Origin of the sequence: Alloalcanivorax mobilis, from assembly GCF_002864685.1 — a bacterium.
GTDB classification, from domain to species: Bacteria; Pseudomonadota; Gammaproteobacteria; order Pseudomonadales; family Alcanivoracaceae; genus Alloalcanivorax; species Alloalcanivorax mobilis.
In genome coordinates, this window is record NZ_NMQZ01000030.1 from 1 (window position 1) to 21,695 (window position 21,695).

At 64.8% G+C, this 21,695-nt stretch carries 20 protein-coding genes; 8 read left to right on the forward strand and 12 right to left on the reverse strand.

Features of this window, described 5'->3' with window-relative positions; genetic code table 11:
• Positions 1-133: 133 nt before the first annotated feature.
• Complete coding sequence (locus tag CGS25_RS13835) at positions 134-880, forward strand: ParA family protein (RefSeq protein WP_089032724.1); 747 nt, start codon at positions 134-136, stop codon at positions 878-880.
• Positions 881-1,102: 222 nt separating this feature from the next.
• Here CGS25_RS13835 and CGS25_RS13840 read toward each other — a convergent pair whose 3' ends face one another.
• From CGS25_RS13840 to CGS25_RS13855, 4 genes are all read right to left on the reverse strand, one after another.
• Positions 1,103-2,782, reverse strand: coding sequence for an acyl-CoA dehydrogenase family protein (locus CGS25_RS13840; RefSeq protein ID WP_101675830.1), 1,680 nt, complete (start codon positions 2,780-2,782; stop codon positions 1,103-1,105).
• On the reverse strand, positions 2,779-3,285 hold the full coding sequence (locus CGS25_RS13845; RefSeq protein WP_101675831.1) for a DUF4442 domain-containing protein: 507 nt from the start codon (positions 3,283-3,285) through the stop codon (positions 2,779-2,781). The genes CGS25_RS13840 and CGS25_RS13845 overlap by 4 nt, the downstream gene beginning before the upstream one ends.
• The gene (locus CGS25_RS13850; protein WP_101675832.1) at positions 3,285-3,902 is read right to left on the reverse strand and encodes a TetR/AcrR family transcriptional regulator; all 618 of its coding nucleotides are present in this window, start codon (positions 3,900-3,902) and stop codon (positions 3,285-3,287) included. The genes CGS25_RS13845 and CGS25_RS13850 overlap by 1 nt, the downstream gene beginning before the upstream one ends.
• 119 nt (positions 3,903-4,021) lie before the next feature.
• Positions 4,022-4,732 (reverse strand): GntR family transcriptional regulator, encoded by a 711-nt coding sequence (locus tag CGS25_RS13855; RefSeq protein ID WP_101675833.1) that lies wholly within the window; start codon positions 4,730-4,732, stop codon positions 4,022-4,024.
• Positions 4,733-4,870: 138 nt separating this feature from the next.
• Here CGS25_RS13855 and CGS25_RS13860 point away from each other — a divergent pair, with 138 nt between their 5' ends.
• Positions 4,871-5,860, forward strand: a complete 990-nt coding sequence (locus CGS25_RS13860; protein ID WP_198588803.1) for a quinone oxidoreductase family protein — start codon at positions 4,871-4,873, stop codon at positions 5,858-5,860.
• A 31-nt stretch (positions 5,861-5,891) separates the two neighbouring features.
• Here the strand turns inward: CGS25_RS13860 and CGS25_RS13865 are convergent, their stop codons facing one another.
• From CGS25_RS13865 to chrA, 5 genes are all read right to left on the reverse strand, one after another.
• Positions 5,892-6,638 (reverse strand): enoyl-CoA hydratase/isomerase family protein, encoded by a 747-nt coding sequence (locus CGS25_RS13865; protein WP_101675834.1) that lies wholly within the window; start codon positions 6,636-6,638, stop codon positions 5,892-5,894.
• Between the two features lies 1 nt (position 6,639).
• Positions 6,640-7,449, reverse strand: a complete 810-nt coding sequence (locus CGS25_RS13870) for an enoyl-CoA hydratase (RefSeq protein WP_198588804.1) — start codon at positions 7,447-7,449, stop codon at positions 6,640-6,642.
• Positions 7,446-8,645: a CaiB/BaiF CoA transferase family protein gene (locus CGS25_RS13875; protein WP_101675835.1), complete on the reverse strand. Its 1,200-nt coding sequence runs from the start codon at positions 8,643-8,645 to the stop codon at positions 7,446-7,448. Before CGS25_RS13875 ends, CGS25_RS13870 begins: the two co-directional genes overlap by 4 nt.
• A 37-nt stretch (positions 8,646-8,682) precedes the next feature.
• Complete coding sequence (locus tag CGS25_RS13880) at positions 8,683-10,233, reverse strand: carboxylesterase/lipase family protein (RefSeq protein ID WP_157933835.1); 1,551 nt, start codon at positions 10,231-10,233, stop codon at positions 8,683-8,685.
• 281 nt (positions 10,234-10,514) lie between these two features.
• Positions 10,515-11,660, reverse strand: a complete 1,146-nt coding sequence (chrA, locus tag CGS25_RS13885) for a chromate efflux transporter (RefSeq protein ID WP_089032732.1) — start codon at positions 11,658-11,660, stop codon at positions 10,515-10,517.
• A gap of 108 nt (positions 11,661-11,768) precedes the next feature.
• On the opposite strand from chrA, the gene recQ reads away from it, so the two are divergent.
• Positions 11,769-13,931, forward strand: a complete 2,163-nt coding sequence (recQ, locus tag CGS25_RS13890; RefSeq protein ID WP_101675837.1) for a DNA helicase RecQ — start codon at positions 11,769-11,771, stop codon at positions 13,929-13,931.
• Positions 13,932-13,979: 48 nt separating this feature from the next.
• On the opposite strand, the gene CGS25_RS13895 is transcribed toward recQ, so the two are convergent.
• Positions 13,980-14,447, reverse strand: a complete 468-nt coding sequence (locus CGS25_RS13895; protein WP_101675838.1) for a YehS family protein — start codon at positions 14,445-14,447, stop codon at positions 13,980-13,982.
• Positions 14,448-14,485: 38 nt separating this feature from the next.
• Positions 14,486-15,202: an RNA pseudouridine synthase gene (locus CGS25_RS13900; protein WP_101675839.1), complete on the reverse strand. Its 717-nt coding sequence runs from the start codon at positions 15,200-15,202 to the stop codon at positions 14,486-14,488.
• Positions 15,203-15,342: 140 nt separating this feature from the next.
• On the opposite strand from CGS25_RS13900, the gene CGS25_RS13905 reads away from it, so the two are divergent.
• From CGS25_RS13905 to CGS25_RS13915, 3 genes are all read left to right on the forward strand, one after another.
• Positions 15,343-16,254, forward strand: a complete 912-nt coding sequence (locus CGS25_RS13905) for an acyl-CoA thioesterase (RefSeq protein ID WP_101675840.1) — start codon at positions 15,343-15,345, stop codon at positions 16,252-16,254.
• A 95-nt stretch (positions 16,255-16,349) separates the two neighbouring features.
• Complete coding sequence (locus CGS25_RS13910; RefSeq protein ID WP_101675841.1) at positions 16,350-16,634, forward strand: CopG family ribbon-helix-helix protein; 285 nt, start codon at positions 16,350-16,352, stop codon at positions 16,632-16,634.
• Positions 16,631-16,912 (forward strand): type II toxin-antitoxin system RelE/ParE family toxin, encoded by a 282-nt coding sequence (locus tag CGS25_RS13915; protein ID WP_101675842.1) that lies wholly within the window; start codon positions 16,631-16,633, stop codon positions 16,910-16,912. The genes CGS25_RS13910 and CGS25_RS13915 overlap by 4 nt, the downstream gene beginning before the upstream one ends.
• 231 nt (positions 16,913-17,143) lie before the next feature.
• On the opposite strand, the gene panB is transcribed toward CGS25_RS13915, so the two are convergent.
• Entirely contained in the window at positions 17,144-17,929 is a 786-nt protein-coding gene (gene panB, locus CGS25_RS13920; RefSeq protein WP_101675843.1) for a 3-methyl-2-oxobutanoate hydroxymethyltransferase, read from the reverse strand.
• Positions 17,930-18,085: 156 nt separating this feature from the next.
• Between panB and CGS25_RS13925 the strand changes: the two genes are divergently transcribed.
• Complete coding sequence (locus CGS25_RS13925) at positions 18,086-20,032, forward strand: metallophosphoesterase family protein (RefSeq protein ID WP_198588805.1); 1,947 nt, start codon at positions 18,086-18,088, stop codon at positions 20,030-20,032.
• A 170-nt stretch (positions 20,033-20,202) separates the two neighbouring features.
• Positions 20,203-21,555, forward strand: a complete 1,353-nt coding sequence (locus tag CGS25_RS13930; RefSeq protein WP_101675845.1) for a DEAD/DEAH box helicase — start codon at positions 20,203-20,205, stop codon at positions 21,553-21,555.
• Positions 21,556-21,695 lie beyond the last annotated feature (140 nt).

Below are 21,695 nucleotides of genomic sequence, written 5' to 3' on the forward strand. Positions count from 1 at the left end.
GCGAGGACCAGCCTGGCAGAACCCTTTCACGGTCGAGGACCGCTCCCACCTCAGCGCCGCGCCAAGCGCGCAAGCGCGCGCCCCCCGTTTCATGCTAGCCTCAAACGCCGAGCGCGCAATCGGACACGACGCCATGCAAACCATCGCCTTTTACAACCTGAAAGGAGGGGTGGGCAAAACCGCCACGGCCGTCAATATGGCCTGGCACGCGGCCCGCTGGAAATATCGCACCCTGCTGTGGGATCTGGACCCACAGGGCGCGGCAAGCTTTTACCTGGGCGCCGACGACAGCCCCGGCTACAAAGCCGGCAGTCTGCTCAAGGGGCGCCAAACCCTGGCCAGCCTCAAGCAACAGACGCGCTGGCCCAACCTGGAAGTGATCCCCGCCGATCTGAGCATGCGCAATGCGGACATCAAACTGGCCGAGGACGGCGGCGGCAAAGCGCGGCTTAAGGAGCTGGTGGCGCCGTTCGGCGAGAGCTACCCGCTGGTGATGCTGGATTGCCCGCCCACGCTCAGCCCGGTGGCGGAAAGCATTTTCGCCGCCGCCGACTGGCTGATCGTGCCGGTGATCCCCACCCACCTTTCCCTGCGCGCCTTCGAGCAAGTGCTGGAATGGCTCGACGGCAAGAAATTCAAGCACCTCAAGGTGGTGCCCTTCTTCAATATGGTGGACCGCCGCCGGGACCTGCACGTGGAAATGCTGGTCAAGCGCCCAGCGGCCATGAAAAACGGCCTGAAAACCTGGATTCCCTACTCCACCCACGTCGAACAAATGGGCGACCACCGCGCCCCGGTCGGCGAGTTCGCCCCCTACACCCCCGCCGCCCAGGCCTACCGGGCGATGTGGTTTGAGTTGGCGGAGCGGTTGAAGCTTTGATAGAACAAAAGGCGAGTTGAAAGTTAAAGGTTAAAAGTTAAAACGCGGGTGGGGCCAAGCGAGCCGGCCAGGCCGTGCCCGCGTTCTATGGGCTACAAGCTGCAAGCCTTAAACCAGGCCGGCCGCAGGCCGCGGCAGGGTCCCTCCGCCACGACCTTTCAACTTTTCACTTTTAACTTTGAACTGACCCTTTCCTGGCTTATAGCTTGCAGCTTGCCGCCCTCAAACCTCCAGCGGATTCGCCCGCCGTACCAACCCATCCACATCCACGCCGCGCGGCAGGCTGCCGTAGTTGCGGGCGTGGCCGCTGTCCAGGCGGGCGGTGATGAAGGCGTCGCTGACGGCGCTGTTGCCGGCTTTCACCAGTTGCGCGGCCTGCATGGTGAGCGCCATGCGATCCACCAGATCGCGGGCCCGGTAGGGCATGGCGTCGGAGTCCGCCAGTTCCTTTTTGAGCGCATTGATGGCTTTGTCGAGCACCGCGTTGCCGCCCTGGGCGCCGGCCAGCTCGGCGAACCAGGCGTCCAGCACTTTCGGGCTCTTGCCCATGGCGCGCAGCAGATCCAGCGCCTGGACATTGCCGGAGCCTTCCCAGATGGCGTTGATCGGCGCATCCCGGTACAGCCGCGCGAGGATAAAGTTTTCGGTGACGCCGTTGCCGCCCAGGCACTCCATGCTTTCGTAGGCGTGGTGCGGGGTGCGTTTGCAGATCCAGTATTTGCCGACGGCGGCGCCCAGGCGCGCGAACAGTTTTTCGTGTTCGTCGTCCTGATGGTCCAGGGCCCGGGCCATGCGCCAGGTCATCGCCACCGAGCCTTCCACTTCCAGTTGCAGGTCGGCGATCACGTTGCGCATCAGCGGCTGGTCCAGCAGGGTTTCGCCGAAGGCGGCGCGGTGCGCCACGTGGTGCACCGCCTGGGCCATCACCTGGCGCTGCCCGGACGACGAGCCGATCATGCAATCAAAGCGGGTCATCGCCACCATCTCGATGATCGCAGGCACGCCACGACCCTCTTCGCCCACCATCCAGCCGTGGGCGCCGCGCAGCTCCACCTCGGAAGAGGCGTTGGAGACATTGCCCACCTTGTTCTTCAGGCGTTGCACCTGCAGCGGGTTCTTGCTGCCGTCCTCGCGCCAGCGCGGCACCAGGAAGCAGCTCAGGCCGCCGGGAGTCTGCGCCAGCATCAGGAAGGCATCGCACATGGGCGCCGACATGAACCACTTGTGACCGACCAGCTCATAGAGCTCACCGGGGCCCTCGGCGCCCACCGGGTAGGCGCGCGTGGTGTTGGCGCGCACATCCGAGCCGCCCTGCTTTTCGGTCATGCCCATGCCGATGGTCAGAGCCGGCTTGTCGTTATGGCTGACGTTGCGCGAATCGTAATCGCGGGCGGTGACCTTGGGCAGCCAGCGCTCGGCGATGGCCGGGGTCAGTTTGAGGCTGGGCACGGCGGCGAAGGTCATGGTGATCGGGCAGCAGTGGCCGCCCTCCACCTGGGAGTGCAAAAAGTACTTGGCGGCCCGCGCCACCTGAGCGCCCGGGCCCGGGTCGGTCCAGGGCGAGGAGTGCAGCCCCTCGCGCAGGGCCATGTCCATCAGGTGGTGGTAGGCCGGGTGGTAGTTGACCCGATCCACACGGTGCCCATAGCGATCGTGGGATTCGAACTCGGGCTTATTGGCGTTGGCCTGGAAGCCCCACTCGATCACCTCCGGGCGGGTGGTTTCACGGCCATAACGGCTCAGCTCGTCGAGCGCCCAATCACCGCCTTCGCGGACCACCGCTTCCTTGAGCGCGGTGTCGCCGGTGAAGGCGTCGTAATTTTCCAGCGGCGTGGCCTGGTTGAACACCTCGTGGGTGCTGGCCAGGGGCTCCAGATTCAGGTCGTCGTGCTTGGCGTTCATGGTGCGCTCCTCCCCGAAGCGGGTGTGTGGTGGTCGCGTTTCTTACGGACGTACAGGGTTTTGCTCACCTCGGCCACGGTGTTACCGGCGCCATCACGCACCGTCACCGGCCAGGTGGGCAGGTACTTGTCGCCGCCAGCGGTGGCGGCTCTCACCTCGTTGAGCATCGCGTCGGTGAGTTCGAATTCGGCGAACACCCGGCCCTTGCCGGGGCTCACGAAATCAATGCGGGCGCTCTGGTCCCAGACGATGTAATCGCCGCCCAGGTTGTTGATCAGCATCAGCATATAAAAGGGGTCGGTCATGCTGTACAGGCTGCCGCCGAAGTGGGTGCCCACATAGTTGCGGTTGTACCAGTGCATGCCCATGGAGACCCGCACGTAGCGGAAATCCTTGCTGAGCGTGTCGACGCGCACGCCGGCGCCCAGGAAAGGGCCGTACAACAACAGACCACGGCGCAGACCGGCGGCGCCGGAAAACAGTTTCCTCAGTGGATTGCCCATCACAGCGTCTCCTTGAGCGTCGCCGGCGCGCCCACCGCGCGCAGGCCAAAAGCCACCAGATGATCGGCCAGCCGGGCATCCGCCAGCGGTGCCGCCAGCGGCCCCACCAGCGCCTCGGCCACCGCGCCCACCAGGGCGGCGGCGCCCAGAGCGGTGGACTGGGGCGGCAGCTCGCCCGCCGCCACGCCCTGTTCCAGCACCCGCTTATACAGATCCCCGTAAGCGGCGCGATAACGCAGCCGCTCGGCGTCCACTTCCGGCTCCACCGGCTCGGCGATCAGCGCCCAGGCCAGCCGCGGTGCCGCCAGCGCGCGCCGGGCGAACAGCCGCAGCGCCGCTTCCAGCCGCGCGGCGCTGCCGCCGGGGCCGCTCAGGGCATCGGCCACCGCCGCCACCTCACGTTCGGTGGCCCGCTGAAACACCGCCGCCGCCAGCGTCGCTTTGTTGTCGAAGTATCGGTACAGCGTGCCCACGCCCACTCCAGCGCGCGCCGCCACCGCCTGCATGGTCATGGCGGCGAAGCCACCTTCACGCACCAGGATTTCGGCGGTGGCCAGCAGGCTTTCACGCTGGGCGGCCTTGCGGGCTTTGATCTGCGCGGTTTCCCGGTATGCCATGGTATGAACTCTGGTTCCATTCTTTAAAGAATTGAACCATGGTTCCGATCTTCAGGCAACCGCCGCCGCGCCCGTCCGGCGTCGGGAGCGGACGAGCCGGCGTAACCGGCAACCGGCGTTCAGCCAGGCAGGGAGGTCGGCGATCCGGGTGGGTTGTCGGCGGCCAGCACCAGGGCGGCCATCGCCTCGCCGCCGGCATTGATGTGCGCGCGCATGGCGTCACCGGCGGCGGCCCCGTCGCCATCACAAATCGCACGCACGATCGCCGCGTGTTCATCGGCGGACACCGCCAGCCGGCCCGGTCGGTCAAAACCTCGCGCGCGATAGGCCGCCAGTTTGCGCCGTATGCGCCGCACCTGTTCCACCAGCACCGGATTGCCGCTGGCATCGTAGATCAGTTCGTGCAGTTCCGCATTGGCGGTTCGATAGCCCTTCGAGTCGTTGGCATCCGCCAGCCGGCCGGTCTTGCGGCACGCTTTTTTCATCGCTTCGCACTGCTCGACACTGGCACGCTGGGCGGCCAGCCGGGCCAGCGCCGCTTCCAATTCGCAGAGCGCCTCCAGGGTGGACACCAGCTCGGCGGCGCCGGCTTTATGAACGAAAATTCCGGCGCGCGGCACAATCCTCACCAGCCCCTGCCCGGCCAGCAGCAACAAGGCTTCGCGCACCGGCGTGCGCGACGCGTCGAAGGCCTGGGCCAGGGCCTTTTCATCGATGGCGCTGCCCGGCGGCCGGGCACCGGAAACAATTTCCCCTTCCACGGCGCGGCGGATGCGCTCTTGCAGGCTGGCGGCGCCCGGGCCGGGCTGGCGTGACAGAATCGAATCCATAATTTAGTATATTAAATCGCTTTTCTGATATATCAATTGTCGGGATCGTTCCTGAAAGCTTCTCCGTGCCACCCTGGAAAAGCAATCAAAAAACAACCATGCCGCCGGCTTAACGCCGCCTTCAAGAGGTGACCCCGCGTGTCCACCCTGCACCGTACCCTGATCCGTTTCGACCAGCATGGCGATCCTTCCGTGCTGAGCCTTCACCACGATGAGCTGGCCGCCCCCGGCGCCGGCGAGTTGCGCATCGTGCAGCACGCCATCGGCCTGAATTACGCCGACGTCTATCAGCGCCAGGGCGCCGCCGGGCCTCATCAGGACACCGCGTTTCCGGTGATTCCCGGCTCCCAGGGGGCTGGCCTGGTGGAAGCGGTGGGCGCCGGCGTGACCGACTTTAAAGTCGGCCAGGCGGTCACCTATTTGTATCCCGGCGCCTACGCCAGCGCCCGTCTGGTGCCGGCGCAGCGGGCCCTGCCGATTCCCGAAGGGCTGACCATGGAAACCGCCGCCGCTCTGTTGCTGCGCGGCATGACCGCGGAATACCTGCTGCATCGTTTGTACCCGGTGCAGCCCGGTGATCGGCTGCTGGTGCACGCCGCCGCCGGCGGCATGGGCCAGTTACTGGCGGCCTGGGGGCGGGCGCTGGGTGCCGAGGTGATCGGCACCGTCGGTTCGCCGGAGAAAGCGGAGATCGCCCGCCAGTGCGGCTGCCACCATGTGATCGACTACCGCCGCGAGGATTTCGTCGCCCGGGTCCAGCAGATCACCGCCGGCGAAGGAGTGCATGTAGTCTACGACGCGGTCGGCAAGGACGTTTTCGTGCCCTCGCTGGATTGCCTGCGCCCGCGCGGCATGGCGATCAATTACGGCACCGCCTCCGGCGACGTCCAGGGCTTTGATCTGCAACGCCTGCACGCGCGCTCGTTGACCGTGTGCCGACCGACGCTGCGCACCTTTGTCGATACGCCGGAAGCACTGCGGCGCTCGGCGGAAATGTTCGCCGCCGCGGTGCGACGCGGCGATGTGCCGGCGCGCATCGCCCGGCGTTATCCGCTGGCCCAGGCACGCCAGGCCCACGAAGATCTGGAAAGCCGCCGCACCACCGGCGCCGCGGTGCTGCTGCCCTGAGCGCGGACACCGCTGGGGGCGATCTGAAAATTTAACGCCCGCTAAAGCGCGGGGGGCGTTTTTCCAACCACGCCGCCTGTCCCTCGCGCAGATCCTCGGACTGAAACGCGCGTTGCACATCCTGTTGCAGCGCCTGTGCATCCAGCGTGCCCCGGGCGATGTGGTTGAGGTGATTTTTCATTCCCAACAGCGCCATCGGCGCCTGCCCGGCCAGGGTATCGCACAGTTGATCCGCGCGGCTTTCCAGGGCGTCACCGGCACACAGCTCGGTCAAAAAACCGATGCGCAGCAGCGCCTCCGCGCCCAGCCGGTCGGCGGTCAGGAACAGGCGCTTGGCGTTATCCAGACCCAGCCGGGTCACGTAGCGCTCCAGGCCGCCGCGATAAAAGTGCAGCCCCAACCGCACCGCCGGCATGAACATATCGGTGGCCTGCCCTCCCAACCGGAAATCACAGGCCAAGGCCAGGTCAGTGGCACCGCCGTAAACGCCGCCCTGCAACACCGCCACGGTCACCGGCCGCGCCTGCTCCAGGGCATTGGCGACCTGCTCGAAATCGACCCGGCGCGCGCCACCGATGGCGCCAATGTTGTAGCCGCTGCAAAAGTACTTGCCGGTCGCCCGCAAGCACAGCACCAGTATGGTCGGATCAGCGTTGACGGTATCCAGATGCGCCAGCAGGGTTTCCAGATCCTCGGGTTCCAGCCGGTTGGCCTGCTCCGGGCGGCGCAGGGTGATCGTCGCGACCGCGCTCTCCACACTCAACTCCGGTGTGCTCATCTCATTCCCCTTTGAATCGCGGCGTGCGTTTTTCCATAAAGGCGCGCCGGCCTTCGCGATAGTCGTTGCTGTCAAAACAGCGGTCCACCAGCGTGGCGATATCGGCGGCGCCGGCCTGGTCGGTGTAACGTTCAAACATTTTCAACGCGGCCTTGGCGGTGGCCACCGTCAGCGGCGCATTCTCGGCAACGCCTTCCACATACTCACGGGTGGTGGCCTCGATCGCGGTGGGCTCAACAATGCGATTGATCAAACCGATGCGCAGCGCCTCTTCGGCGTCCAACTGACGGGCGCTGAACAGCATGTCCTTGGCGCAGGACGGGCCGACCAGGCGCGCCAGCGCGGCCACGCCCGGATAATCATAGCCCAGCCCGAGGCGGGCGGCGGGAATGCCGAAGCGGGCGTCCGGGGTGGCGAAACGCAGATCCGCGGTGAGCGCGATGGCCAGCCCGCCGCCGATACAATAACCACGAATCATCGCCACCAGCGGCTTGTCCAGCGCCGCCAGCGCTTTGTGGCCCCGAGCAGCGATCTCGCCATAGCGTCTTTTCTGGTCGGCGTTGGCGCGCTGCTGTTCGAACTCGGAAATATCCGCGCCGGCCGCGAACGATTGCTCGCCGGCCCCCTGGATCACCACCGCGCGTACCGTCGAGTCGTTCTGAAACACGGCGCAGGCGTCCGCCAGCCCCTGCCACATTTCCAGCGATACGGCGTTACGTCTGGCCGGCTGATTGATGGTCAGCCAGCCGACGCCCTGGTCGATGCCGGCGATCATTTTTTCCGTGCCCAGAGGCACCGCTGTCATGGTCATACCACCACCTCTTGATTGATCAATTCCCGTACCGTTGATTCGTCGTAGCCCAGTTCACGCAACAAGTCGGCACTGTGCTCACCGGGATCGGGGCCGGCGTGATGAAACCGGGCCGGATGGGGAAACGCGGACAGGTTAATCGGCGAGCGCAACAGATCCAGCTCGCCGAGCACCGGATGGTGCGCCGGCCGGGTCATGCGCAGGTGCCGGGTTTGTACATCCTCGAAGGCTTCACCGATATTGTAGATCGGCCCACAGGGCACGCCGACCTTGTTCAATCGCGCCACCAACTCGTCACAGGTAAACCCGGCCGTGAACGCATTGACCTGCGCATCAAGTTGATAGCGGTGGCTGATCCGCGAACCGACACTGGCGTAATCCGGGTTGGCAAGCAGCGCCTCGGCACCGAGCACGGCGCACAGGTTTTGCCACATGCGCTCGGTGCTGGCGGCCAGGTTCACCTGGCCGTCGCGGGCCTGAAAGGTGCCCATCGGCACCAGGGTCGGGTGGCTGTTGCCCTGGGCGCTGGCCACTTCGTTATCAACGGTGTAGCGGGCGGCCTGGAAATCCAGCTTGGCGAGCATGCCCTCCAGCAACGAGGTGTGTACCCACTGGCCCTCGCCGGTACGCTCCCGGTGCAGCAGCGCCAGCAGGATACCCTGGCCGAGGAACATGCCCGCCGTGGTGTCGGAAATGGCGATGCCGGCCCGCGTCGGGCCACCGCCGCGTTCGCCGGTCACCGACATCAGGCCGCTCATGCCCTGCATGATCTGATCCACCCCGGGGCGGTCGCTGTAAGGGCCGTCCTGCCCGAAGCCGGAAATACTGGCGAGAATAATGCCCGGGTGAAGTGCCTTGAGCTGGCCGTAATCGAGACCCAGCCGCTGCTTCACATCGGCGCGAAAATTCTCCACCACCACATCGCAGCGCGTCACCAGACGCGCCAGCAGTTCGCGGCCACGTTCCGATTTCAGATCCACACACAAGCTGCGCTTATTGCGATGCATATTCTGTTCATCCGAGCCGCGCCGGCGGCCGGTCACCGACCCCCGATCACGCGGCGGCGGCGGCTCGATACGAATCACGTTGGCGCCCCAATCCGCCAGCAACCGCACCGCCGTTGGGCCGGCCCGCGCAATAGTGAAATCCAGCACGGTGCAATGGGAAAGAGGCAGGGAGGATGACGGTTCGGACATGGTGGCACTCTCAACTCTCGGATCAGACATGAAGGGATCAGTCGCTGCGGTACGTAACACTGGAACCGGGCACGAAACGCCGGTACCCGGCCATCAGGGCCAGGGTTGCCCCGGCCGGGTCGTTTTCCATCCGCGACCCGCCGCCGTCCGGGGCATCCAACACCATGGTTTGCCGCTCTCCGGCACTGAACGGCGTCCAGGCGGGTAACCCCGGGCCGTTGGGATCACCGCCGCGGGCAAAGCGCACCCAGGCGTCCATGATGCCAACACTGAATGCCCGCGCCTGCGGATCGCCGCCAGTGAATTCACCGGCCAGTTCGGTGTGGCCAAACACAAAGGGAATCTCGGCGGTGTGCGGGGCGCGCAGAAAACCGTTCATGGCCTGGCTGTGCCAGGCAAACCGGTACATATACACCGGCGCACCCTGGCTGGCAGCCCGTTCGGCCCCTTCCACGGCGGTCAGGCGGTACATGTGATCGGTGGCGATGTGCACCAGCAAATCGGCGGGCGCGGCACCGGGATGATGATGCGCGTACCCGCGCAGCAGTGTTTGCGCATCGGTCTCATCGATTTTCATGAAGCGCGCGACCCGGCGCAGAACCTGGGCCGGGGACAACCGTTCCCGTTGCGGGTCCAGGGCAAGAAAGAAACTGGCTTCGGTGGCGGTATAGCCCACCATCATCGGAATCCCGGCGGCGCTGTCCGGCGCTTGCGGATGAAACGGGTGAGCCCGCAGCGAGCGGCCATCGATCACCGGCCGGAACGCGTCGTCACCGCCATGCGCGGCGTTCACCGCGCGCATGCCGTCAAGCAGGGCCGGCGCCGGTACTCGCTGCAACGCCGCCCGCTCCGTTTCCCGGAGATCGAAATGGCTCAGCAACTCACGGGTATACGCCGCGCCGCTGCCCTGCTCCTGCACCCGGAACCCGGACGAAGGGCTCTGCACGATGGCCCGGTGCACCAATCCCCGTGCCGCCTCCATCGCCAGCAGAATGGCCACCTTGGCGCCGCCGCCGGATTGGCCAAACAGGGTCACGCAATCCGGATCGCCGCCGAACGCGGCAATGTTATCGCGCACCCAACGCAGCGCGGCGACCAGATCCAGCATGCCGGCGTTGCCGCTGTCGGCGAACTCGCCGTCGTCGTTATCCAGGGGCGGCAGGTAACCAAACACATTGAGACGATGATTTACCGTCACCACCACCACATCGCCGTGGGCGGAAAGCGGGCCGCCGTCCAACACCGGCACGTCGGCGGAGCCAAACGCGAAAGCGCCACCGTGTAACCACACCATCACCGGCCGCCGCCCTTCCAGGGAAGGGGTATAGACATTCAGAACCAGACAGTTCTCGGCGCTATCCTGACGCGAAAACAGCCAGTCAAACACCGGTGGGCGGGCCACATCGAATTGTGGCGCGCGCGGCCCGAACGCCCTCGCCTCACGCACGCCAGACCAGGGCACCACCGGTGCCGGCGGCAGGAAGCGACCAGCCCCACCGGTATCCGCCCCGTAGGGTAGCCCCCGGAACGCCAGACCAGAGGCTCCGCGCTCGCCACGCACACGACCATCACGGATTGTAGCGATCACACTCCCCTCCATCGCGATATGCTCCCATGGCCACCAAATCAGATATATCAATTAATATAATTAATATTTAATGCAGGTACAACTGACCCATCCGAAAGCGGTTAACGGCGACTCGCGGATGCCAGAGAGGGGGGTTTGTGGTGCTGTTAGAAGGGGCTCTGGCATCCTGCCGGGAGCTTCGCCCCCTTTCGCGGGCGGGGCCCGCCCGCACAAACCCGCTTCGTAGCGCCGCTCCGCGGCGGGCTCCCAAGGGAGGTCGGGCTACCGACCCACAGCGATCGCTAGTACAACACCAGGCCAAGAATGGCCATCGCCATCACCAGGGCAAGCAGCGGCACCCGCCCCGACCGCAACGCCGCGAACCCCAGCACCACCAGGGCCAGATCCCGGGGCCCAGCCACCGCCGACAGGAACACTGGCTGATACAGCGCCGCCAGCAGCAACCCCACCACTGCCGCGTTGATGCCGGCCACCGCCCCGGCCATGGCGGGCCGCGTCGCCAGGGTGCGCCAAGCGTCGCTGAAGGCCAGCACCAGCAGAAAGCCGGGCGAGAAGATCGCCAAAATAGCCACGCCAGCGCCCAGCCAAGGCGTGGCCGGAGCCAGCTGCGCGCCCAAATAGGCGGCCAGGGAGAACATCGGCCCGGGCACCGCCTGGGCGGTGGCGTAACCGGTCAGGAACGGGTCCTGCCCGATGGCACCACCGACAAAACCTTCCAGCAACGGCAGCACCACATGGCCACCGCCGAACACCAGCGCCCCGGCGCTGTAAAAGTCCCGGGCCAGCCCGCCCATCACGCCGCCGTCGACCAGCCACAACAGAATCCAGGTGGCGGCGAACAGGCCGACCGGCAGCCAGCCGACCCGGCCGCCGCCGGCGTCCGCCTCGGTCGGCGGCGCCGACGGTTTCAGCCAGCGCCGGCCGATCAGTGCCGCCACCACCATCGCCAGCAGTTGCACGCCGATGCCGGGGAACAGCCACAGAGCCAGTGCCGTCGCCAGGGCCAGCCCGCGGGTGAAGCGGCCACGGCAGAACTTGCCGCCCAGGGTGCACACCGCATCGGCCACCACCACCACCGCTAGCCATTTCAGCCCGGTGACCAGGCCGTTCAGCCAGGTGTCCGGCAGCCGGGTGGCGTACAGGGCCACCATCACCATGATCAGGAAGGACGGAAGAGTGAATCCCAGGAAGGCCGCCACGCCCCCGGCCAGCCCGCTCCGGTGCCGGCCGATGGCGAATCCGAGCTGGCTGGAGGCCGGCCCGGGCAGGAATTGGGTGAGCGCCAGCAGTCGGGCAAAAGCGGCCTCATCCAACCAGCCCATCCGCACCACGAAGCGTCGATGAAAATAGCCCACATGGGCGGCGGGGCCGCCGAAGCTGACGCAGCCCAGCCACAGGAATTCCCAGAACACCTTCCAAAATCCCATCGCGGTACTCTTAAACGCACGTGAGCCGGGTCTTAAAAACGGCGACAATGACGGAAAACGGTGTCAGCCGGATGTCAGTGTCGGCGGTGGGCGGGTATACTCGCCGCCATGCAACGCGACGCCCTTTCTGTTTTACAGCACGTCTTCGGTTATCACGACTTTCGTGGCGAGCAACGCGCCATTATCGACCGCCTGATCGACGGCGACGACGCCCTGGTGCTGATGCCCACCGGCGGCGGCAAATCCCTGTGCTATCAGATCCCATCGCTGGTACGCGAAGGCGTGGGCGTGGTGGTCAGCCCGTTGATCGCCCTGATGCAGGATCAGGTCAGCGCACTCAATGCGTTGGGGGTGCGTGCCGCCTTTCTCAATTCCACGCTCAGCGCCGAACAAAGCCAGGCGCTGCAGCAGCAGGTGCGCAGCGGCGAGCTGGATCTGCTCTATGTGGCGCCAGAGCGGCTGATTCAGCCGCGCACCCTGGAGCTGTTGCATCAGTCGCCGCTGGCGCTGTTCGCCATTGATGAGGCCCACTGCGTATCGCAATGGGGGCACGATTTCCGCAGTGATTATCTGCAGCTCTCGCTGCTGCACCGCGAATTCCCCGAGGTGCCGCGCATCGCGCTGACCGCCACCGCGGACCCGCGCACCCGCACGGAAATCGCCGAACGCCTGGACCTCACCGGCGCGCGCCACTATGTGTCCAGCTTCGATCGCCCCAACATCCAATACCGCATCGAACGCAAGGACGGCGCCCGCAAGCAACTGCTGCGGCTGCTGCGCACCGAACACCAGGGCGAGGCCGGCATCGTCTATTGTTTGTCACGCAACAAGGTGGAACAGACCGCCGAATGGCTGACCCGCGAGGGCATCCCGGCGCTGCCCTACCACGCCGGCCTACCCGCCGGGACCCGGCTTAAGCACCAACAACGCTTCCTGCGCGAAGACGGCCTTACCATTGTCGCCACGGTGGCGTTTGGCATGGGCATCGACAAGCCGGATGTGCGCTTTGTCGCGCACCTGGATCTGCCCAAGAGCATCGAGGCCTATTACCAGGAAACCGGCCGCGCCGGCCGCGACGGCGAGCCCGCCACCGCGTGGATGGCCTATGGCCTGGAAGACGCCATCCGCCATAAACAGATGCTTGCGCAATCGGAAGGCAACGAGCAATTCAAGCGCCATGAACAGCAGCGCCTGGAAGCCATGCTCGGCCTGTGCGAGGTCACCCACTGCCGCCGCCAGGCGTTGCTGCACTATTTTGGCGAAACCCTGGAACAGCCCTGCGGCAACTGCGACACCTGCCTCAACCCGCCGCAGACCTTCGACGCCACCCAGGCGGCGCAAAAGGCCCTGAGTTGTGTGTTCCGCACCGGCCAGCGCTATGGGGTCAGTCATCTGGTGGACGTGATCACCGGCAACCGCAGCGACAAAGTCGCCTCCGCCGGCCACGACCACGTCTCCACCTGGAACATCGGCGGCGAGTTTTCCGCCACCCAGTGGCGCGCCATCTACCGGCAACTGGTGGCGCGCGGCCTGCTCGCCGTGGACGCCGACGGCTACGGCGCCCTGAAACTCACCGAAACCTGCCGCCCCTACCTGCGCGGCGAAATCCCCCTGCATCTGCGCAAGGACGCCGCCAGCGCCACCGACCGCTCACGCCGCCGTGGCAGTGCCGCCGCCGGCAAAGCGGCGGAACTGGCCCAGGGCGACCGGGCCCTCTGGGAAGCGCTGCGCGCCTGCCGAAAACGGCTGGCCGAGGAAGAAGGCGTGCCGCCCTACGTGATTTTCCACGACGCCACCCTGATGGACATGATCAGCCTGCACCCGCGCAACCATCGCGAAATGGCCGCCGTCAGCGGCGTCGGCGACCGCAAACTGGCCGCCTACGGCGACGCTTTCCTGGCGGTGTTCGCCGAACACGGCGGCGAACAGACCGCCGAGCCCACCACCACCGACTCGGGCGAGCGCAACGAACTGATCGCCCTGGCCCGCGCCGGCATGGCCCCGGACGCCATCGCCCGCCAGCGCGGCATCGGCGAACCGGAGATCTACCGGGGGCTGGCGGAACTGGTGGTGGAACGGGAACTGACCCTGGAACAGGCTCTGGCCTTGCCGGAAGCGGAGCTGGCGATCATCCAGGATGCGCTGCTCTCGCAACCCAATCTCGCCGAAGACACCTTCAGCTACCGCCAGGTGCGCGAGTTTCTCAGCGACGATTATCCCACCGGCGTATTGCACTGCGTGCGCCAGGCGATTCTGGCCAGCGTGTCCTGATCGGCTCCCCCGCCAAGCGCGATGAAGCGAACATTTTTCAGAGGCTCCCTAGCCGGCCTCGGCACGAAACCGCAAAGCCAGACCTTTTAGAAACTGGCGCAGCAGCTGATCACCACAGGCGCGGTAATTGCTGCTGCTTTCTTTTCTGAATAGCGCGCTGAGCTCCGGCCTGGCCACCCTGGATTCCACCGATGCGAAAATGTCGATCAGATCGGCCTCATGCAGGTTAAAGGCCACCCGCAGTTTCTTTAACACGGTGTTGTTGGTCAGCGGCAAGGCGGTGGCGGGCGCGGGCCCCGGGGCCGGCCCTCGGCGGAGAACGATCAGATTATCCAGGAAGCCGGCCAACAGCTCATCGTTCATGGGCACGAAGAACGCATCGTCTTCGCCGGCCAGATAACCGCGCAAGGTCGCCAGATCCAGTTCCGGCGCCACGTCGCGCAGCAGCGCCAGCAGAGCGTTGTCACTCATATTCAGTGTATAGCGAACACTGCGCAGTACGTCGTTATTAAGCATGCATTTTTTCCGGTTAACGGCCTGATGTGAAAAGACGATCAGAATTTCTGCGTGGCGGCGAGATAACGCCATTGACCCGGGGGCAATTTACCCATGGACACCGCACCGATACGCAGGCGTTTCATGGACAACACTTCAAGGTCAATGCTCGCGCATAAACGCTCGACAACACCCGGCGGCGGCCCTTTCAGTACCATGCGAAGATGCCGCTCGCTTTGCAGGCTGGCTTTGCAGCCGGGTAAGGCCAGGCCATCGAGCGTTTGCGCGTGCTCAAGGGACTTCAATTTGTGGGCGTTGATTGCGCCAGCGACTTGCACCACATACTCCTGCTCCAGGCGCGCCCGGGCATCGGTCAGCTTACGCAGAATGCGCCAGTCCTGTGTAAACACCTGCAACCCCGTGGCCTTGTCCTGCAAGGGCAGCTCACTGCTCAAGCGGGCAAAGTGGCCTTTAAGATGCACCAGAGGGCTCGGGTCTTCCGGCCAACGGGTCTCCACGCGCAGTAGTGCCCGTTGTGGCTCGAGCGTGGCATTGTCCATCAGCGGCTGGTTGAGCAACAGCGTGACCGGCGGCAAGGGTTGCGCAACGGCATTGGCGCGCAACTCAACCCGCTGGCCGGTGATCGGGAACTGTGGCGCATCGACGACGGCGCCATCCACCAGCACCCAGCCGCCTTCAATATAGAGCTGTGCTTCACGGCGCGAACAGCCGGTAAGGTCGATGACGCGTTTGGAAAGCCGAACGGAATCGGTCATGGGAAAAGGCCAGCAGAGAAGAGCGCAGTATACCGCACTCGTGATCATTAAAGGATCGGACCGGCGGCTTTGAGAGAAACCGACCATACAGTAAACTGCCGGGTCGTTATGAATCGATATAGGCATTGGCCGTGAATGAGATGATCGAGGTTGCCCGAAACAGTGTCCAGACCTGGGAAATCGACCAGATGGGGCATATGAATGTTCAGTTCTATCTGGACCGGGCCATGGATGGGCTGGCCGCCCTGGGAATACACCTCGGCATCGGCCGTGAGTACGTACACCGCCACGGCCAGTATCTGGCCGCGCTTGAATCGCACATCCGCTTTCTGCGTGAGCGGCGCAGCGGATCGCCGTTTTTTCTGCGCGCCGGCGTTCTCGATGTTGGCGAGAAAACACTGAAGGTCTACCAGGAAATGGTGGAGACGACCTCCGGCGACGTGGCGGCCACCTTCACGGTGGATCTGGCGCTGCGCGAGACGGCGACACACACCACCGCCGTGTTGCCACCGGCGGTACGGGAGAAGGCACTGGCGCGGGTTATCGAGCAGCCCGAGCATGGGCGGCCAAGAGGGCTTGATATGGCGCCGCCGCGCCCGGCCTTGACGCTTGCCGAAGCCGAATCAATGGGCTTGATGCCGACCTTTCAGGGGCTGATTCGCCTGGATCAGTGCGACCGCGCCGGCCGGTTGAACCTGCGTCATTTCATGGGACTGGTTTCCAACGCGGTGCCCAACCTGCTGGTGCAGGCCGGAGCCGAAGATCGCGGCCGCACACCCAATATCGGTGGCGCCGCCCTGGAGTACCGGTTCGTCTATCGGCGTTATCCCCAGGTCGACGATGTCGTGGCGTTACGCAGTGGGCTCCGGCAGGTCGGTGACAAAACCTTTGTGTGGAGCCACTGGTTGTTTGATCTGGAAACCGGCGAAGCGTTGGCAAGCGCGGAAACCGTGGCGATCTCCCTGGATCTGGAAACCCGCAAAGTGATCTCGATTCCCCCCGCCCGACGCGCGCACCTGGAATCAATGGTCATAGAAGGGTTGATGGCGTAACCCGCCACGCGGCCGGACTTTTACATCCGCTCTTTTGCTCCCGACCATTGACTATGATGTAATACATTGTAGTCATCGCATTTGAGAGGTTGTTCATGGGCGTTACCACGGTCCGCCTCCAGGCGGAGATCGAGCGACATTTGGATGCTATCGCCAACCGGCTTCATCGCAGCAAAGGCTGGGTGATCAATCAGGCCCTGGCCGAATACATTGAAAAGGAACAGCGCGAGCAGGAACGCTGGCGGCAAACCCTGGATGCCATGGAATCCGCCACCCGGGGTAATGTGGTCGATGGCGAAAAAGTGCATGAGTGGCTGGAAAGCTGGGGGACCGAGAACGAGCAAGAGGCGCCCGGCGCGGGTAAAAAGGCGAAGGAATGAAACTGGTTTACACGGACGTAGCCATTGATGATTTAAAGCGTCTCCGAGAGTTCATTGAAGCCCACGACCCTACAGCAGCGGCCCGGGTGGCCGCTGGCCTTGTTGAGATAATCCGCCGGCTACCTGACTTTCCTAAGGTCGGAGCGCCAGTCCCGCTGGCGCCGGACCCGGATTCCATCCGCGACATGGTGTTCGGCAAATACGTGGTTCGCTATTCCGTTCACCCAAGCACCGTGATTGTTCTTCGGATATGGCATGGCCTGGAGGGTGAGCGCTAACTCTCCCGAAGGCAGGGCCTGGCCAATGGCGAGGCTGAACCCCAGTCGCCGGACGCTAAGATCAAAATCAAAACCGTCGCTGGCTGGAGCCGCTCCTACAAAAAGAACGATAACCGCTCTACAGGTCCGCTGTGGGAGTGGTCCTTGATCGCGAAATGTTTGGCCGGATCGCACGGTGCTTTTTGGCCTGAACCTGGTTATTTCGGCGTCCGGCGTCTGGCGTCTGGCCGATCAACCGCGCGATCCGGTCATCCGAATAATGTTATTGGGAAACTCACGGGTCTCCACTTCACGGCTGAACGCCTTGGCCACATCCGCAATCGAATCACTGACCCGGGCATACTGCTTCGAGAACGGTGGCCAGTAATCGCCCAGCCCGAGCGCGTCGTTGATCACCAGCACCTGGCCATCGCAGTCCGGGCCGGCACCAATGCCGATGGTGGGGATGCGCAGCGCGGCAGTGATCTCGCCAGCCAGATCGTAGGGCATGTGCTCCATTACCAGCATAAAGGCACCGGCGCCCTGAATGCCTTGCGCTTCCTCGCGAATGCGTTGCGCGTCCTCCGCTCTGCGGCCCACCTTGGCGAAACCCTTGGCGGTTTGCGGAAGCAAGCCGGTGTGTCCGACCACGTCGATGCCGTTGGCCACCAGGTGGGCGATCACCGCGTATTTATCGCCTTCCAGTTTGACGCTGTCGGCGCCTGCCGCCAGCAGCCGCCGGGCGCTGGCCAGGGCGGTGTCCGGGTCGCGGTCGGTGCGGTACGGCAGATCGCCAATAATATGCGTGTCCGGCGCGCCCCGGCGTACCGCGCCGATGTGATACTCCATGTGCTCCAGGGTCACCTGGCGGGTGCTGTCGAAGCCCATCTCGACCATGCCCACGGTGTCGCCCACCAGCAGCACCGGCACGCCGGCCTGTTGCAGGCCGCGCGCCACCGGGCAGGTGTAGGCGGTCAGCATGGTGATCGGTTGCGAGCCTTTCATCATGGTGAAATCGGAAACCTGTTTTTTCGTCATCGCCTCACTCTCCGAAATGAATCGCCGCCACGGATAACACGTTTATCGCGATCAGGGAATTGACTCTTGCGCCAGGAGATTTCATTAAACCGTCGCCGAACCATCATCTTCGCCGTTCATCATCCCAGCGCTTTTCTACTTTATTAGGGGATGACAATGAAACAATCCACACTCTGGGCCGTGGCGCTGGCCACTGCCCTGCTCTCCGGCTGTGGCGGCGATTCGTCCAGCGATCACGACAACGATAATGGCGGCGGCGGCGAACCGCCGGCCAGCGCCTCCCGAGTCAGCATCGGCCTGCTGCCCGACACCCAGGGCGGCGGCGACAACGTCGCCATGCACCCGATGAAAGCGGTGCTCGACAAAGAAAAGGAACTGGGCGTCAACATCGTGATCCCGGTCGGCGATCTCACTGATCACGGCACCACCGGCGAATTCCAGCAATGGACCTCGGTGGCGCAAAGCTACCGCGATGCCGGCATTGAATTTCTGCCGCTGATGGGCAACCACGAAGACAGCTACGCCTATTCGGTGGAATGGATCGAGAACATGAAGCACTACATCCCCAAGGATGCGGTGCACATGAGCGGCGCGCAGTACCTGAACTATTACGTGATTCGCGACAATGTGATGATCTTCCTGCTCAAGTACTACAACCTGCCGGTGGCGTTCGACTGGATCAAACAGGAGGTGGCCGCCCACGAAGGCGAGTTCGATCACCTGGTGATCGCCAGCCACGACGGCCTGATCGGCGCCAAGTACGGCGAAACCCGCGAGATGATCGTGGAAGGCGTGGCCGGCGACAACCATCTGATGAACCAGTGGGACGACATCCGCGCGTTCTTCGCCAAATACGATGTGATCTGGGTGCAGGGCCATGAGCACATGTATCAGCGCTCGGTGATCCAGGCGCCGATCTGGGTGGACCCGACCTCCTGGACCGAAGAGGACGGCAACTACCGCCTGCCGCAGTACACCCAGATCATGTCCGGCAACGCCTCCTATAAAGGCTACGAGTTCCGCTATGGCGAGCGCGAACTGGTGCAGCGCATCGTGGCGCAGAAGATGAACACTCTGGACAACGGCTCCACCGGCTACGATGTCAACGCTTCGGTACTCAGCTTCGACGGCGACCGGGTGGACTATCAATCCTGGTACACCGAGCACACCATCGGCGCCAACGAGGAGGGCGAAAAGGAACTGGCCGAGCCGCAATGGAAACTGTTGGACCGCTTTTCGCGCACCAAAAACCGCTGCGAACGGATCGTCTATCCGAACTCCATTCCGGAAGACACCCGCCCGGTGATGTACCTGGACAGCCAGTACATCAGCAACGATTGCCGCGCCCATGACGGCAGCGTGGCGCGCATGGTGGGCGGCACCAACGACACCTTCAACCGTGTCGAAAGCCGCACCCGTGACATGGAAGTCACGCCTGGCTTCAGCCGCGCCAGCACCGTCACCGAACTGGCGCGCCTGGCCTACCAGTTCCTGTTCCAGTACAACGAAGACTGGACACCGAACCTGAACGGCGAAAACCGCGTGGTGCCCAACGCCGACGACCAGAACGTGCTCGACATTCCGGAGACCACCATTGATCTGAAAGAAGACGTGGCGATGAGCTGGCAGGCCGCCGGCGGCGACACCGCCTCGGACATCCTGATCGTTAGCGGCACTCAGAATCAGACCGGCACCTACTCCAGCGCCTATGGCGCCACCAAGGACCTGGAAGCGGACACCGGCCTGCCCGGCAGCCAACCCGACGGCACCGCCAAACAGGCGCACCCGCTGCCGGCCAGCGCCAGCAAGAACTGGGATCTGGCCAGCGCCGTCTCCGACGCCTACGCGGTCACCTTCGACGCCCCACAAAGCCTGGACCCGGCCAGCGTGACCCTGGGCTGGCGCATCGATGACGGTTGGCAAGCGCTGGCCAACGGCGACTGCGTGGTGGCCGGGCCCTTTGACAACGCCTTCCTGACCAGCGCCCCGACCCGCCCGGCGGCCTGCGCCGACCAGCCTATGGTCGGTTTCGACGCCGATCACGGCCGCCGCTGGTGGGCGGTGCTGCAACAGGACGCGGAACTGGCGCTGATCCAACGCTGAACCGCTGCCGGTCGCGGCGGGCCGCCCCGCCGCGACCGGATTTTACTTTGGCGACAACGAAAACACTCGTACTCTCCGCCCCGATCCGGTAGGCTTCACCGCCCTCTGGGGTTCCCTTTTTTTCGGGGACCCGCCAAATCTGCCCTCCCCCGCTTCTGAAAGACACCTTTATGGATTTTGCTTCCCTCGGATTGATCGATCCCCTGTTGCGTGCCGTGGCCGAAAAAGGCTACAGCTCACCCTCGCCCATTCAGGCCAAGGCGATTGCGCCAGTGCTGGAAGGTCGCGATGTGATGGCCGCCGCCCAAACCGGCACCGGCAAGACCGCCGGCTTTACCCTGCCGCTGCTGCAGCGGCTCAACGGCGGCCAGCGCCGGCCCAAGCAGGTGCGCGCGCTGGTGCTCACCCCGACCCGCGAACTGGCCGCCCAGGTGGCGGAAAGCGTGGTCACCTACGGCCGCCATCTGGATCTGCGCTCAGCGGTGGTGTTCGGCGGCGTCGGCATCAACCCGCAAATCCAGGCCCTGCGTGGCGGCCTCGACGTACTGGTGGCCACCCCGGGGCGTCTGCTCGATCTGTTCGGCCAGCAGGCGGTGCGTTTCGACGATCTGGAAGTGCTGGTGCTGGATGAAGCCGATCGCATGCTCGACATGGGCTTTATTCACGACATCCGCCGCATTCTCAAAGTGCTGCCGGCGAAGCGGCAAACGCTGATGTTCTCCGCCACCTTCTCGGACGAGATTCGCGGGCTTGCCAAAGGGCTGGTCAACGACCCGGTGGAAGTGGACGTGAGCCCGCGCAACAGCACCGCCGAGCGCGTCACCCAGTGGGTCGTGCCGGTGGACAAAACCCGCAAGCCGGCCGTGCTGACCAAGCTCATCGAAGACGAGCAGTGGTACCAGGTGCTGGTGTTCAGCCGCACCAAACACGGCGCCAACCGGCTCGCCAAGCAACTGCAAAGCGCCGGCATCGAATCCGCCGCGATCCACGGCAACAAAAGCCAGGGCGCGCGCACCCGGGCGCTGTCGGACTTCAAAAGCGGCTCGGTGCGCGTGCTGGTCGCCACCGACATCGCCGCCCGCGGGCTGGACATCGATCAACTGCCCCAGGTGGTCAACTTCGACCTGCCCAACGTGGCCGAGGACTACGTGCACCGCATCGGCCGCACCGGCCGCGCCGGCGCCTCCGGCCAGGCGGTATCGCTGGTCAGCGCCGACGAGAGCAAACAACTGGCCGACATCGAACGGCTGATTCGCAAGCCCCTTGAGCGGCGCGTTCTGGCCGGCTTCGAACCCAGCGAAAAAGTGCCCGAGGGCCGCCCCTCCAGCGGCGCCGGCCCGCGCCGCGGCGGCGCGGGCCGCAGTGGCGGTGGCGGTGGCGGTGGCAACCGTGGCAACGGCGGCGGTCGTGGCAATGGTGGCCGCCCTGGCGGCAACCGCGCAGGCGGCGGCAGCCAGGGCGACAACAACCGCCCCGCCGGCAACCGTCGTTCGCGCCCGCGCCGCACCAGCGGGAACAGCTGAGGGGGCGCTTTCACGCAGCACGCTTGCACGCTGAAACCCTCAGGTGCGGGGCAGAAGCGCCTTGCCATTCGGCCAAAAGACGTCGCTGGCACGGCGGAACGCCGCCCGGCCTCTCCTACGCGGCCCTGTAGGAGGGGTTG

Coding starts and splice junctions, on each gene's coding strand:
- CGS25_RS13835 (WP_089032724.1), top strand. CDS start 134: ATGCAAACCATCGCCTTTTACAACCTGAAAGGAGGGGTGGGCAAAACC.
- CGS25_RS13840 (WP_101675830.1), bottom strand. CDS start 2,782: ATGAACGCCAAGCACGACGACCTGAATCTGGAGCCCCTGGCCAGCACC.
- CGS25_RS13845 (WP_101675831.1), bottom strand. CDS start 3,285: ATGGGCAATCCACTGAGGAAACTGTTTTCCGGCGCCGCCGGTCTGCGC.
- CGS25_RS13850 (WP_101675832.1), bottom strand. CDS start 3,902: ATGGCATACCGGGAAACCGCGCAGATCAAAGCCCGCAAGGCCGCCCAG.
- CGS25_RS13855 (WP_101675833.1), bottom strand. CDS start 4,732: ATGGATTCGATTCTGTCACGCCAGCCCGGCCCGGGCGCCGCCAGCCTG.
- CGS25_RS13865 (WP_101675834.1), bottom strand. CDS start 6,638: ATGAGCACACCGGAGTTGAGTGTGGAGAGCGCGGTCGCGACGATCACC.
- CGS25_RS13870 (WP_198588804.1), bottom strand. CDS start 7,449: ATGACCATGACAGCGGTGCCTCTGGGCACGGAAAAAATGATCGCCGGC.
- CGS25_RS13875 (WP_101675835.1), bottom strand. CDS start 8,645: ATGTCCGAACCGTCATCCTCCCTGCCTCTTTCCCATTGCACCGTGCTG.
- chrA (WP_089032732.1), bottom strand. CDS start 11,660: ATGGGATTTTGGAAGGTGTTCTGGGAATTCCTGTGGCTGGGCTGCGTC.
- recQ (WP_101675837.1), top strand. CDS start 11,769: ATGCAACGCGACGCCCTTTCTGTTTTACAGCACGTCTTCGGTTATCAC.
- CGS25_RS13895 (WP_101675838.1), bottom strand. CDS start 14,447: ATGCTTAATAACGACGTACTGCGCAGTGTTCGCTATACACTGAATATG.
- CGS25_RS13900 (WP_101675839.1), bottom strand. CDS start 15,202: ATGACCGATTCCGTTCGGCTTTCCAAACGCGTCATCGACCTTACCGGC.
- CGS25_RS13905 (WP_101675840.1), top strand. CDS start 15,343: ATGATCGAGGTTGCCCGAAACAGTGTCCAGACCTGGGAAATCGACCAG.
- CGS25_RS13910 (WP_101675841.1), top strand. CDS start 16,350: ATGGGCGTTACCACGGTCCGCCTCCAGGCGGAGATCGAGCGACATTTG.
- CGS25_RS13915 (WP_101675842.1), top strand. CDS start 16,631: ATGAAACTGGTTTACACGGACGTAGCCATTGATGATTTAAAGCGTCTC.
- panB (WP_101675843.1), bottom strand. CDS start 17,929: ATGACGAAAAAACAGGTTTCCGATTTCACCATGATGAAAGGCTCGCAA.
- CGS25_RS13925 (WP_198588805.1), top strand. CDS start 18,086: ATGAAACAATCCACACTCTGGGCCGTGGCGCTGGCCACTGCCCTGCTC.
- CGS25_RS13930 (WP_101675845.1), top strand. CDS start 20,203: ATGGATTTTGCTTCCCTCGGATTGATCGATCCCCTGTTGCGTGCCGTG.